Source organism: Mesorhizobium sp. M0217 (assembly GCF_040321955.1).
GTDB lineage: Bacteria > Pseudomonadota > Alphaproteobacteria > Rhizobiales > Rhizobiaceae > Mesorhizobium.
Genome location: NZ_JAMYSN010000009.1, coordinates 14,852 through 27,051 on the forward strand (window position 1 = coordinate 14,852; position 12,200 = coordinate 27,051).

The 12,200-nt window shown below is 63.1% G+C and carries 12 protein-coding genes; 6 read left to right on the plus strand and 6 right to left on the minus strand.

Translation table 11 applies throughout. From position 1 onward, the window contains the following. Window positions 1–359 precede the first annotated feature (359 nt). Both parC and NKJ18_RS16235 read left to right on the plus strand, forming a co-directional pair. Window positions 360–2,612 carry a DNA topoisomerase IV subunit A gene (parC, locus tag NKJ18_RS16230; RefSeq protein ID WP_023694915.1) on the plus strand — a complete coding sequence of 751 codons (2,253 nt, stop codon included), beginning with the start codon at window positions 360–362 and terminating at the stop codon, window positions 2,610–2,612. A 235-nt stretch (window positions 2,613–2,847) separates the two neighbouring features. Next, entirely contained in the window at window positions 2,848–4,062 is a 1,215-nt protein-coding gene (locus NKJ18_RS16235; protein ID WP_023831598.1) for an AI-2E family transporter, read from the plus strand. Here NKJ18_RS16235 and NKJ18_RS16240 read toward each other — a convergent pair. The 3 genes from NKJ18_RS16240 to NKJ18_RS16250 form a co-directional block, all read right to left on the minus strand. Then, window positions 4,050–4,946, minus strand: coding sequence for a DMT family transporter (locus tag NKJ18_RS16240; RefSeq protein ID WP_023829426.1), 897 nt, complete (start codon window positions 4,944–4,946; stop codon window positions 4,050–4,052). The two genes, NKJ18_RS16235 and NKJ18_RS16240, sit on opposite strands and share 13 nt — an antisense overlap. 121 nt (window positions 4,947–5,067) lie before the next feature. Further along, window positions 5,068–5,832, minus strand: coding sequence for an arginyltransferase (locus NKJ18_RS16245; protein WP_023682417.1), 765 nt, complete (start codon window positions 5,830–5,832; stop codon window positions 5,068–5,070). A 139-nt stretch (window positions 5,833–5,971) separates the two neighbouring features. Continuing rightward, window positions 5,972–6,442, minus strand: coding sequence for an RDD family protein (locus NKJ18_RS16250; RefSeq protein WP_352758825.1), 471 nt, complete (start codon window positions 6,440–6,442; stop codon window positions 5,972–5,974). Between the two features lie 190 nt (window positions 6,443–6,632). On the opposite strand from NKJ18_RS16250, the gene sthA reads away from it, so the two are divergent. Further along, window positions 6,633–8,021 carry a Si-specific NAD(P)(+) transhydrogenase gene (gene sthA, locus NKJ18_RS16255; RefSeq protein ID WP_023682415.1) on the plus strand — a complete coding sequence of 463 codons (1,389 nt, stop codon included), beginning with the start codon at window positions 6,633–6,635 and terminating at the stop codon, window positions 8,019–8,021. Window positions 8,022–8,078: 57 nt separating this feature from the next. On the opposite strand, the gene NKJ18_RS16260 is transcribed toward sthA, so the two are convergent. Beyond that, a complete protein-coding gene (locus NKJ18_RS16260) occupies window positions 8,079–8,750 on the minus strand; it encodes an alpha/beta hydrolase (protein WP_352758828.1) in 672 nt (223 codons plus the stop codon). 217 nt (window positions 8,751–8,967) lie between these two features. Here NKJ18_RS16260 and NKJ18_RS16265 point away from each other — a divergent pair, with 217 nt between their 5' ends. Further along, window positions 8,968–10,161 (plus strand): OpgC family protein, encoded by a 1,194-nt coding sequence (locus NKJ18_RS16265; protein ID WP_352758830.1) that lies wholly within the window; start codon window positions 8,968–8,970, stop codon window positions 10,159–10,161. A gap of 15 nt (window positions 10,162–10,176) precedes the next feature. Here NKJ18_RS16265 and NKJ18_RS16270 read toward each other — a convergent pair whose 3' ends face one another. Further along, window positions 10,177–11,259, minus strand: a complete 1,083-nt coding sequence (locus NKJ18_RS16270; protein ID WP_023689523.1) for a LacI family DNA-binding transcriptional regulator — start codon at window positions 11,257–11,259, stop codon at window positions 10,177–10,179. Window positions 11,260–11,405: 146 nt separating this feature from the next. Between NKJ18_RS16270 and NKJ18_RS16275 the strand changes: the two genes are divergently transcribed. Both NKJ18_RS16275 and NKJ18_RS16280 read left to right on the plus strand, forming a co-directional pair. Further along, window positions 11,406–11,549, plus strand: a complete 144-nt coding sequence (locus tag NKJ18_RS16275; RefSeq protein ID WP_023673015.1) for a hypothetical protein — start codon at window positions 11,406–11,408, stop codon at window positions 11,547–11,549. A gap of 64 nt (window positions 11,550–11,613) precedes the next feature. Beyond that, entirely contained in the window at window positions 11,614–11,757 is a 144-nt protein-coding gene (locus NKJ18_RS16280) for a hypothetical protein (protein WP_023689522.1), read from the plus strand. Window positions 11,758–11,796: 39 nt separating this feature from the next. On the opposite strand, the gene NKJ18_RS16285 is transcribed toward NKJ18_RS16280, so the two are convergent. Beyond that, on the minus strand, window positions 11,797–12,171 hold the full coding sequence (locus NKJ18_RS16285; protein ID WP_023673013.1) for a DUF423 domain-containing protein: 375 nt from the start codon (window positions 12,169–12,171) through the stop codon (window positions 11,797–11,799). Window positions 12,172–12,200 lie beyond the last annotated feature (29 nt).

Consider the following 12,200-nt stretch of genomic DNA (forward strand, 5'->3'; position numbering starts at 1 on the left):
ACGCCATCACCATTCCGTGACGAACTGGACGGGAAAAAGGCGCTTTCCCGCAGAGTTGTCGAAAATCACGGCGAAAGGCAAATCGGAGCGGGAGCCTTCGCCCGATGCGGTGAATATGTCATGAAGGTCGGGCTCCCCTGCGTACCGTCTCCTGCCTTAGAGAGGGCGTGTAACAGATTGATGTTGGTTGGCAACAGCACTGCTACCGCTGCTGTTGCACAGGGACGGCAAGGGGGGACATGAAGTCCGTCACATCCATTGTCGGACCTTGAGCCGCCCTCGTCAGCCCAAAGGCTGCAAAGTGCGGATTTCCGCAGCCCCGCCTTGCCGCGAATCACCCGCTCGGCTAGTCCAGCCGCATGGGAAAAAGGATTTTGCCGCCTGAAAATGGCGGCGGTGACCACATCGAACCGGTCGATCTGAAGAAGGCGCTGGAAGAGCGCTATCTCGCCTATGCGCTGTCGACCATCATGCACCGGGCGCTGCCTGACGTGCGCGACGGGCTGAAGCCTGTGCATCGCCGCATCATGCATGCGATGCGGCTGCTCAGGCTCAACCCCGACCAGGGCTTTGCCAAATGCGCCCGCATCGTCGGCGACGTGATGGGCAAGTTCCATCCGCATGGCGACCAGTCGATCTACGACGCGCTGGTGCGCCTGGCGCAGGATTTCTCCATGCGCTATCCCCTCGTCGACGGGCAGGGCAATTTCGGCAATATCGACGGCGATAACGCCGCCGCCATGCGCTATACCGAGGCGCGCATGACCGAGGTGGCGAGCGATTTGCTTGCCGGCATCACCGAGGACGCCGTCGATTTCCGGCCAACCTACAACGAGGAGGACGAGGAGCCCGTAGTGCTTCCCGGCGCCTTCCCGAATCTGCTCGCCAACGGTTCCTCCGGCATTGCGGTTGGCATGGCCACGTCCATCCCGCCGCACAATGCCGCCGAGCTTTGCAACGCAGCGCTGCAGCTGATCGAGCAGCCGGACGCGCCGGTGACAAAGCTGATGGAGTTCGTCCAGGGGCCGGATTTCCCGACCGGCGGCATCATCGTCGACAGCCGCGCATCCATCCTGGAGGCCTATGAGACCGGCCGCGGCGGTTTTCGCGTGCGCGCCAAATGGGGCCAGGAGGATCAGGGCAGGGGCACCTGGAGCATCGTCGTCACTGAAATCCCCTACGGCATCCAGAAGGCCAGGCTGATCGAGAAGATCGCCGAGCTTTTGATCGCGCGCAAATTGCCGCTGCTTGAGGATGTCAGGGATGAAAGCGCCGAGGACGTCCGCATTGTGCTCGTACCGAAGAGCCGTTCGGTCGATCCCGGCATTCTGATGGAATCGCTGTTCAAGCTGACCGAGCTCGAAAGCCGGTTTCCCCTCAACATGAACGTTTTGTCGCGGGGCAAGGTGCCTAACGTCCTGTCGCTGAAGGGCGTGCTGAAGGAGTGGCTCGACCATCGGCGCGATGTGCTGATCCGCCGCTCGAAGCATCGGCTTGGCGAGATCGAGAAGCGGCTGGAAATCCTTGCCGGCTACCTGATCGCCTATCTCAACATCGACGAGGTCATCAGGATCATCCGCGAGGAGGATGAGCCCAAGCAGGTGATGATGGCCCGTTGGTCGCTCACCGACACCCAGGCCGAAGCCATCCTCAACATGCGGCTGCGGGCCCTGCGCAAGCTGGAAGAGTTCGAGATCCGCAAGGAGTTCGACGGTCTCACCACCGAGAAGAAGCAGATCGAGGCATTGCTCGCATCCGACGCCAAGCAATGGTCGACGATCAAATGGGAAGTCACGCAGGTTCGCGACAAGTTCGGCCCCGAGACCGAACTCGGCAAGCGCCGCACCCAGTTCGCCGACGCGCCGGAGCATGATCTGACCGACATTGCGCACGCCATGATCGAGCGCGAGCCGGTCACCGTGGTGGTCTCGGAAAAGGGCTGGCTGCGGGCGATGAAAGGCCATCTGGCCGACCATTCCACGCTCACCTTCAAGGAAGGCGACAGCCTCAAGCTCGCCTTCCATGCCCAGACCACCGACAAGATCCTGGTCTTCACCACCGGCGGAAAATTCTACACCATCGGCGCCGACCGGCTGCCGGGCGGCCGCGGCCATGGCGAACCGATCCGCATCATCGTCGACATGGACAACGACCAGGACATCGTCACCGCCTTCGTCCACGACCCGAAGCGCAAGCTGTTGCTCGTCTCCTACGATGCCAATGGTTTCGTCGTGCCGGAGGAGGAGGTCGTCGCCAACACCCGAAAGGGCAAGCAGGTGATGAACGTCAAGGCGCCCGACGAGGCCAAGGCCTGCGTCCCCGTGTCAGGCGATCATCTCGCCATTGTCGGCGAGAACCGCAAGATGCTGGTGTTTGCGCTCTCCGAAATTCCCGAGATGGGCCGCGGCAAGGGCGTTCGCCTGCAGAAATACAAGGATGGCGGTCTGCTCGACCTGAAACCCTTCACGCTGGCGAGCGGCCTGTCCTGGCAGGATTCCGCCGACCGCACCTTCGTCAGGTCGCGCGAGGAGCTGGCGGAATGGATCGGCGCGAGAGCGTCGGCCGGACGGATGGTGCCGAAGGGATTCCCGCGGACGGGGAAATTTGGGTAGGGATCTCCCCCCTCGAGGGGGAGATGTCGCCGAAGGCGACAGAGGGGGTCGGTACGTCCTGACACGACACCCTTTCGCTGGCAGAGAAGGCTGGCGCTTCATGCGCGGCGACCCCCTCTGGCCTGCCGGCCATCTCCCCCTCAAGGGGGGAGATCCCAAGGCATTTGGACTATCGTCACGATTGCGGCACTATAACAGTGCATAAACGCTGTGTAGGCTGGGGAGAATTGACCGTTTGAAGGAAGCGAAGATCCAGAAGCCGGAACGTCAGCAGCGCCTGTTCGGCCTGTCGACACCGTTGCGATCCGCCGTCATTCCGCCGCTGTCGGCTGCGCGCTGGCTGTTGGTGCTGATCGTCGCCGCCGGCGTCTATTTCTTCCACGGGTTCCTGTTTCCCGTGCTGGCAGCCCTCGTCATTGCTTTTGCCAGCTGGCCGCTCTACCGCCGGCTGCTTGCCGGTGTCGGCGGTAACCGCACCGTCGCCGCGACGCTCGCCATCCTGTTCATCCTCGCCTTCCTGGTGGTGCCGATAGCGCTCGCCGGCACCTACGCCATCAACGAGGTCCGCGAATGGGTGGGCTGGGCGATCGAGACCAACAGGCACGGCGCGGTCACACCGCACTGGATCACCTCGCTGCCTGTCGTCGGCGAGTGGCTGAACGAACAGTGGATCGACAATTTCGGCCATCCCGGCGGCATCGGCGAGCTGATCCAGCTGGTCAGCGGCGCCAATATCGGCAGCATCTATCGCGGCGTGCTGGCTGCCGGCGGCAGCGCCTTCGGCCTGTTGCTGACGCTGCTGTTCATGATGATCGCGCTGTTCTTCGCCTACCGCGACGGCGAACACTTTGCCAGCCAGATCGACCGGCTCGGCGAACGCATCCTGCCGACGCGCTGGGAGCGGATTTCGCGCGTCGTGCCGGCGACCATTTCCTCGACCGTTACCGGCATGACCGTGATCGCCATCGGCGAGGGGCTGGTGCTCGGCATCGCCTACTGGCTGGCCGGGGTGCCGTCGCCGGTGACGCTGGGCGCATTGACCGGCGTGATGGCGCTGATCCCCGGCGGCGCGCCGCTGTCGTTTACGCTTGTGTCGATCTACCTCGCCGCCAGCGGCTCGCCGATGGCGGGCCTGGCGCTGTTCATCTGGGGCGCGGTGGAGCTGTTTATCGTCGACAAGACCTTGCGCCCGAAGCTGGTCGGCGGACCGATCAAATTGCCCTTCCTGCCCACCTTTTTCGGCCTGATCGGCGGCGTCAAGACGATGGGCTTTCTCGGCCTGTTCATCGGCCCCGTGCTGATGGCGCTGCTGGTGGCGATATGGCGCGAATGGCTGCGCGAGGTGGAACTGGCCGAAGACACCGTTCCCGACGCGGCGGCCGAGCTCGAAGGCGGGCCGCCGCAGATCGAGATTGTCGCCGGCCCGGCGAAGAGAGGTCAGGCTGGGTAAGCGACGGCGAGCGCTGCCCGGCGCTTGCGCCCTTCATGCAACTGCCACAGGGAATGGGCAACCAGCGTGACGATCAGGATCACGCCGCCGATCAAGCTGTTGCGCGACGGCGTCTCGGCAAAGATCATCCATATCCAGACCGGCGCCAGAACCGTTTCCAGGAGATAGAACATCGCCACTTCCGGGCCTGAAATGTATTTCGGCCCGTTGGCTAGGCAGAAGAAGGCGAACGGCATGATGACGGCGCCGTTGAAAACGATCCACCATGGCGCCTCCACCTGAAAACCGGTCTTGGAGACCATGAGCGCCGCCAGCCCGAACGGCAGCAGGACGCCGGTCAGCGCGGTGAATCCCATATCCCTGCCGCTGGCGCGTGAAACGGTGATGGCGCAGGCAATCGCCAAGGCCGAACACAGCGCCATCACATCGCCGAACAGATTTCCCGTGCCGACGGAATCGCCGACGATGATCGCGATGCCGACGATCATCAGCGCCATTGCCGCAAGCGTCAGCGGCTGTGGTCGCTCCTTCAGGAACAGCCACGACAGCAGCGCCGAGAACATGGTGGAGAAGGCCAGGATGAAAACCAGATTGGCGGTCGAGGTGTTGTAGACGGCAGTGATGAAGGCGATTGCGCCGAGCCCGTAGAGGGTGGCGACGACGAGCCCCGACCAGCCGGGTATCAGCTGCGGAGCATTCTTGCTGAACGAGCGCCAGATGGCCCATACGATCAGCCCTGCCACGAAGGTGCAGCCGGTGCGCAGCAAAAGGATCGTCCAGGCTTCGCCATGGGCGAGCCGGATCAGGGGAATGTCGATGGTCAGCGCCAGCCCGCCAAGCGCGGTGAGCAGAAGTCCTTTGGTGTGGGCATTGTGAGAGGACATGCAACGGCTTTCGCAATGATTTGAGCAGATGCCGGTCGGCGCAATCGCCCCGCCAACGGGCGGAAAGACCAGCATCGTCTCGGCTGAAAATGTTTAGATCAGGATTTGGTAAGAAGAAAAATCAGCGCGTGACCGCTTCGTGGTCGTAGCGTTCCCAGCCCTTCGGGCCGAGATGCTCCTGCGGCATGAAGCGCATTTTATAGTTCATCTTGCGCGAGCCGTTGACCCAGTAGCCGAGATAGACATGGGGCAAGCCCATGGCCCGGGCGCGGGCGATATGGTCGAGGATCATGAAGGTGCCGAGCGAACGGTCCTCGAACTCGGGATTGAAGTAGGAATAGACCATCGACAGGCCATCGGCCATCTTGTCGGTCAGCGCCACGGCGATCAGCTCGCCCTGGCCCTTGCCGGTGATGAATGTGTCGGGGCCGCGGCGCCGGTATTCGATCACCTTGGTGTCGACATGGGTATCCTCGACCATCATGGCGTAGTCGAGCACCGTCATGTCGGACATGCCGCCGCGGCGATGGCGAGCGTCGAGATAGCCGCGAAACAGCGAATACTGCTCGGTCGACGGCTGCGCGTCGTGCATGGCGCCGATCAGATCGGAATTGCGCTGGATCACCCGCTTCATGTTGCGGCTGGCGGTGAACTCCTGCGCCAGGATACGCACCGAGACGCAGGCGCGGCAGGTCTCGCAGGCGGGACGGTAAGCGATGTTCTGCGAGCGCCGGAAACCGCCTTGCGTCAACAGATCGTTCATCTCCGGCGCCTTGTCGCCGACCAGATGCGTGAACACCTTGCGTTCGAACTGGCCCTCGAGATACGGGCACGGCGATGGCGCGGTCAGGAAGAACTGCGGCGACTGGGTCGGATGGTGCGTCATCGAACCTTGGGAACACTCCTGCGAATCGCTCTACCTTTGGCTTGGCTGGCGAAAAATTCAACAGGATTGTGAAGGCGGGGTTGAACGGACCCCTTCACATTTGCGCACAAATGCCTGTTGGCGTCGGTTGGACGCCGGTTCAACGGTCGCTGCGGCTGACGACCGTGCCAAGCAGCAGGTCGTGCAGTGTGCGCTTGCGATCGGAAAACAGCGTCACCAGGAGGACGAGCGGCGTCAGGATGACCGTGCTCGCCCAGAACAGCACCGAATGGACAACGGCGGTGAGGCCGTCGATACGGCTGCCGTCGAGACGATCGAGCCGAATGCCCATCATCTTCATGCCTGATGTGGCCTGGTTGCGACCGCCCAGCGTGTTCCAGATGTAGAGAATGGCGACCGCCGGCACGAGGATGGAATACAGCGCCCAGCCAAGACCGAATGTCAAAAGGCCAAGCACGGCCACCAGGATCGCGAACGGAATGGTGAGCAGCGCCACGATGCAATAGTCGATGATGAAGGCCAGGATGCGCCGCGTGCGCACACCGTCATAGGCCCTGACGTCGTCGAGCCTGCTGGTGATGATTTGGCCGTCAAGTACCCGCGCGTTCATGTCATGTCCTCATAACAGGCGCCACGCTAGGGTGCGCCGCCACTGAAATGGTGAAGACCGCGGGCGGAATCAAGATCGGTTCGTCCATCGGTCCGGCTCGGCAGTGTGACGCGGTTGAGCCGATTGAATTTGGTGGACGGATGGCGTTAGCTTGCTGCGGCGCAACAAGACGCCGAGGGGACGGGGTTACATGGATTACGACATGCTGGTCATCGGCAGCGGCCCTTCCGGGCGCCGCGCCGCGGTGCAATCGGCCAAGCTCGGCAAATCGGTGCTGGTGGTCGACAGGGGCCGGCGCCTCGGCGGCGTCTCGGTGCACACCGGCACCATCCCGTCGAAGACGCTGCGCGAGACGGTGCTGAACCTGTCCGGCTGGCGCGAGCGGGGCTTTTACGGCCGCGGCTACCGGGTCAAGCAGGACATCTCCATCGCCGACCTGGTCGAGCGGCTGCACAAGACGCTCGACCACGAGGTCGAGGTGCTGCAGCACCAGTTTATGCGCAACGCTGTCAAAAGCGTGCGCGCCATGGCGAAATTCGTCGGCCCAAACAAGGTCAGCCTGACGGCAGACAATGGCGACTACTCGGAGGTTGGTTTCACCAATGCGCTGATCGCGGTCGGCACCAGGCCGCACCGGCCGCGCGACGTGCCTTTCGACAAGATCCGCGTCTTCGACAGCGATGAGATGCTGGAACTCGACCATCTGCCGCGCACGCTGACGGTGATCGGCGCCGGCGTCATCGGCGTTGAATATGCGACGATCTTTTCGGCGCTCGACGTGCCGGTGACGCTGGTGGAGCCGCGCAACACCATCCTCGATTTCGTCGACCGCGAGATCGTCGACGACTTCATCCACCAGATGCGCGACCGCGGCATGACCATTCGCCTCGGCAGTACGGTCAAGGAAATCGTCTCAAAACCCGACTATGCCGAAGTGACGCTCGCCGATGGCCGCACCATCCGCTCCGAGATCGTGCTTTACGCCGCCGGCCGCAGCGGCAATCTCGGCAGCCTCGGCCTCGACGTGGTCGGCATCGAGGCCGATTCCCGGGGCCGCATCAAGGTCGATCCGCAGACCTTCCAGACCAGTGCGCCCAACATCTATGCCACCGGCGACGTCATCGGTTTCCCCAGCCTTGCCTCGACATCGATGGAGCAGGGCAGGGTGGCCGCCTGCCACGCCTTCGGCGTGCAACTGCCACCGCCGCCGGAAACCTTCCCCTATGGCATCTACGCCGTGCCGGAAATCTCCACCGTTGGTCAGTCGGAGGAGCAGGTGCGCGAGAGCGGCGCTGCTTATGAAGTCGGTCTGGCGCGGTTCCGCGAAACCTCGCGCGGCCACATCATGGGCGTCAACTCCGGCTTTCTGAAGCTGCTGTTCTCGGTCGAAACGCGCCGCCTGCTCGGCGCCCACATCGTCGGCGAAGGCGCCACCGAACTGATCCATATCGGCCAGGCGGTGATCAACCTCGGCGGCACGGTTGATTTCTTCGTCAACAACACCTTCAACTATCCGACGCTGGCCGAAGCCTACAAGATCGCCGGGCTCGATGCCTGGAACCGGATGGGACAGGGCTAGGCGATGAGCATCTGCTCAGCCGTTCCGCCGGGCGCCGATGCGGTCTACCAAGGTCTCCTAGCCTGCCTGGCGTGCGACCAATGCTGGTCCCGCCAGCCATTGCCGGACGATGGCGGCATCCGGGTCGCCGATTTCGTGACCTGAAGGCACGATGCGCGCATCGACCTCGGCGCCATGTTTGTTGAGCAGCCTCACCAGTGGCGGCGCAAACGGCCCGTAGGTCTCGTCCGCGGCACCAGCGACAATCAGGACGCGCCTTCCTGTCAGATCGGTTGCCGGCGCATCGTCAAGCACGGGCATTGCTCTCAGCAACGCCGCTTTTCGGACGAGGCCGGAGTTGAGCAGCATCAGGGTGGAAACCAGATTGGCGCCGTTGGAATAGCCGAGGAAAGTCGCCCGGGCGAGGTCGAGCCCGTGGCGCTTTGCGGCCTCGCTTGCGAAGGCGGCAAAGTACGATGTTTCGGCACGGATGCTCGCCTGTTCAAAACTGGTCGGCGTGATCCGCTCGAACCAGCGGAAGCCGTCTTCTTGGCGGATGCGGCCACGCACCGCGACCAGCGTGGCGTTGGGGGCGATCTGCCTCGCAATCGGCACCATCGTCGTTTCGTCGACACCCGATCCGTGCAGTAAAAACAGGCTCTCGCCGCCGACATTCTCCGGCTTGAGGAGGCGGTAGGGAAACGCCAGATCCTGATGCAGAAAGGCGTTCTCGTCGCTATATCGATGCACGCTCATATCTCGTTGTTTTCACGGAGACATTGGTCCTTTGCCAGCTTCAAAACGGAATATTTTCACGCTCCGCCAAATGTGATTGCAACAGGCTCATTTCAGACCGTTTCTGCGCCGATATGCTCCCTGCGGGAGGAATCGAAGCGGTGTGCGCCGATGGTCGCATCCCGGCATGAACAACGCGAGCACCCTTGCTCTCCTTTGAGGCCTTTTGTCGATGACCCTGCCAGTTCCGCCCGATCGCGCCCCGCGTATCGCCGATCGCGACACGCGCATTGACGTGTTCCGTGCGCTCGCACTCCTGACCATCTATATCGACCACGTGCCGGGCACCGTCTTCGAAACGCTGACCTACAAGAATTTCGGATTCTCGGACGCGGCGGAAGCCTTCGTGCTGATTTCCGGCATGTCGGTCGCACTCGCCTATGGCAACAAGTTCCAGCCGGGCGGCCGGCTGCTGGCGATGTTGAAGATGTGGCGCCGGGCCGGCGTGCTTTACAGTGCCCACATCGTCACCACCATGGTTGTGATGGCGTTGTTCTGCGCCGCGGCGGTGTACGGCCGGCGGCCGGAACTGCTCAAGCTGATCAACATCGAGCCGCTGATGAAGAACACGCCGGAGGTCATGATCGGCATTGTCACGCTTGGCCACCAGCTTGGCTACAACAACATTTTGCCGGTCTATGCGGCGCTGCTGTTGATGGCGCCGCTTTTCCTGCTCTTCGTCAGCTACCGGCCGCTCCCGGCGCTGGTCTTTTCCGGCGCGCTGTGGCTTGCCGCCGGCCTCTGGCAGATCGCGCCGCCGAACTATCCCGAGCCCGGCTTCTGGTTCCTCAACCCGCTGTCCTGGCAATTCCTGTTCAACATCGGCCTTGCCGGCATGCTGCATGCCAGGCGCGGCGGCACAATTCCCGTCAATCGTTGGCTGGTGGGCGCCGCGGCGACCTATGTCGCGGCAGCGGCGGTCTGGGTGCACAGCCCGCTCTGGGGCGAGATAACGTGGTTTAACCTGCCCGTGGTGATCGGCGGCTTCGACAAGACGTTCCTGTCGCTGCCGCGGCTCCTGCACATATTGGCGGTGAGCTATCTGATCGTCGCCCTGCCGGCTTTCTCGAACCTGTTCCGTCTCAGCCCGGACCATCCGCTTGCCCTGCTCGGCAAGCGCTCCTTGCCGGTGTTCCTCGCCGGCACGCTGATCGCCATGGCGGCGCAGGTGATGAAGCTGATCAATCCGGGCGGCTTTCCCTATGACGTCTTGCTGATTTCGGCCGGCATCGCCATGCAATTCGCGCTCGCCTTCTATCTTGAGTGGCTGTCCGGCATCGGCTTGGGCAAAAAGCCGGTTCGCAAAGAAGCGCCAGCCGTTCACCAGACCTTCGGCATGCCCGCGATGCCAAGGCTAAGCCGATGATCCCACATCAGCCGCCTAGCCAGCAGGCGAGGGGCCGGACGACCCCCGCACCACAAGAACGACCGGCAGCAATTGCCGGTGCTGCGAGCCGTCATTTTCGAGGATCGCCTTGACGGCCAGCCGGCCCATCTCGGCGATCGGCTGGGCGACAGTGGTTAGTGGCGGCTCGGAGTCGGCGCCTTCCGGCACGCCGTCGAAGCCGACGATTGACACATCGCCCGGCACGGCAATGTTACGCTCGCGCAGCCAGTCGAGCGCATGCAGCGCGATCTTGTCCGACATGGCCAGGATTGCCGTCGGCGTCTGCGGCAGCGCGAAAATATGATCGAGGCCGGCCCGCACGCTCGCCTCGTCATTGAGGGTTTCGTAGATTGGCACTTGCGAGACGTCGATGCCGAAGCGGGAGAGCTCGCCGAAATAGCCACGCAGACGGTCGCGTGTGCCCGAGTAGAGGGATGTCGTCTCGACTTGCTCCTGCGTGACGGGACCAAAGCCAGCGTCGGCAGATTCCAGGGCGAGTACGGCAAAGCTGCGATGGCCGAACTCGGCCAGATGGCGCGCCGCCAGACCCGCGCCGGCGACGTTGTCGACGCCGATCGCAGCGACCGCCTCATTTTCCGAATCGAGATCAAGCGCCACGAAAGGCAGTTTGCGTTCGCGCGCCAGTTCGACCAGCCGCGACCCACCCTCGATGCAGAACACGATGAAGCCGTCGACTAGGGCGCTCTGGATGTTCCAGGCGAGCTGCTCGCTGTTGGCGGCCGAGACCAGCGAAATTCCGGCGCCGGTGGCGTCGCAGGCCTGCGAAATGCTGGCCATCATGACGCGGGCAAAGGGATCGTCGAAGAAATAGGACAATGGTTCTGCCGTTGCCACGCCGATGGCGTTGACCTTGCCGGCGCGCAGCAGCCGGCCCTTGGGATCCGGGCCGGCATAGCCCATCGCTTCCGCCGCCGCCTTGACCCGCTCGCGGACCTCTTCGCGCACGATCTCCGGGCGAGCGAACACGTTGGACGCGGTACCGTGCGAGACCCCGGCCGCCTTGGCGATGTCGGCAAGCCGCACTGGTCTCGTCTTGCCGGAGGTCAATGCCGTCATTTTCGTCTCCTGAACCGGAGCCTGTTTAGCACTTTCGTTGGATCGGTTCAAATTTTCCCTTGATCGGACGGCGGAGAGGGTCTATATTTGAATCGATCCAAGGGATTCATCAAGTACAACTTGGATCGATTCAAGAGGAGGGTGCCATGCATCCCGTGAATTATCTGTTCGAAGACATCTACGGCAATGATTGGGGCATAGTCTCCGACGCCGCCACCCGCAGGCGCCGCGACAAGGTCGGGCCGTGGAGGCGTGACCTGCAATACCTTGTGAAACGCAAGCGCAGCTGATCGGCCCCGGCATTTTCGTGCCAGCTGATTGGATCGATTCAAGTTCTTGAAGAGGAGAACGAACATGCATCCCGTGAAACATCTGTTCGAAGACATTTATCGCAATTACTGGGGTATCTCGCCTGCCACGGAGCAGCCGCAACGGCGGCGGCCGACCAAGCCTGCCAAGCGCAACCGCGACCTGCTGCCGGAAAACCGGCAGGATTAAGCCTCGTGTGATATCTGATGGGGCAGGGTTCTTGCCTCGTCAGGACCGTTGCCGCACGAGCGCCGAGGCCGCGATCACCAGCCAGCCCGCGATGAGCAAGGTGCCGCCGATCGGCGCCGACATCGGGAACAGCCGCGATCCCACGAAATCCCGTGCCAGCAGATCGCCGCAGAACAGAACAAGCCCGACGAGCAGCACCAGGCTGCCGATCCGCAAGATCCGGTTTGCGCCGGCGAGGCCGACGGCCAAAAACACCGGCGCATGCATGAGCAGGAAGGATGCGGCCGTGCCGACGAACGCGCCGCCGAGATGCGCTGAAGCCGCCGACAGCGCCACGCCCGCCGCGCCGGCAATGCCGCCGGCGAAAACGAGGATGCGCGCGCTGTTTGCTGGTGCTGACTCGGCGATGCTCATGTCTCGGGCTCCGGGATTGACGATAGGCG

Coding starts and splice junctions, on each gene's coding strand:
- NKJ18_RS16240 (WP_023829426.1), bottom strand. CDS start 4,946: ATGTCCTCTCACAATGCCCACACCAAAGGACTTCTGCTCACCGCGCTT.
- NKJ18_RS16250 (WP_352758825.1), bottom strand. CDS start 6,442: ATGAACGCGCGGGTACTTGACGGCCAAATCATCACCAGCAGGCTCGAC.
- NKJ18_RS16275 (WP_023673015.1), top strand. CDS start 11,406: ATGCATCCCGTGAATTATCTGTTCGAAGACATCTACGGCAATGATTGG.
- NKJ18_RS16265 (WP_352758830.1), top strand. CDS start 8,968: ATGACCCTGCCAGTTCCGCCCGATCGCGCCCCGCGTATCGCCGATCGC.
- parC (WP_023694915.1), top strand. CDS start 360: ATGGGAAAAAGGATTTTGCCGCCTGAAAATGGCGGCGGTGACCACATC.
- NKJ18_RS16280 (WP_023689522.1), top strand. CDS start 11,614: ATGCATCCCGTGAAACATCTGTTCGAAGACATTTATCGCAATTACTGG.
- sthA (WP_023682415.1), top strand. CDS start 6,633: ATGGATTACGACATGCTGGTCATCGGCAGCGGCCCTTCCGGGCGCCGC.
- NKJ18_RS16245 (WP_023682417.1), bottom strand. CDS start 5,832: ATGACGCACCATCCGACCCAGTCGCCGCAGTTCTTCCTGACCGCGCCA.
- NKJ18_RS16285 (WP_023673013.1), bottom strand. CDS start 12,171: ATGAGCATCGCCGAGTCAGCACCAGCAAACAGCGCGCGCATCCTCGTT.
- NKJ18_RS16270 (WP_023689523.1), bottom strand. CDS start 11,259: ATGACGGCATTGACCTCCGGCAAGACGAGACCAGTGCGGCTTGCCGAC.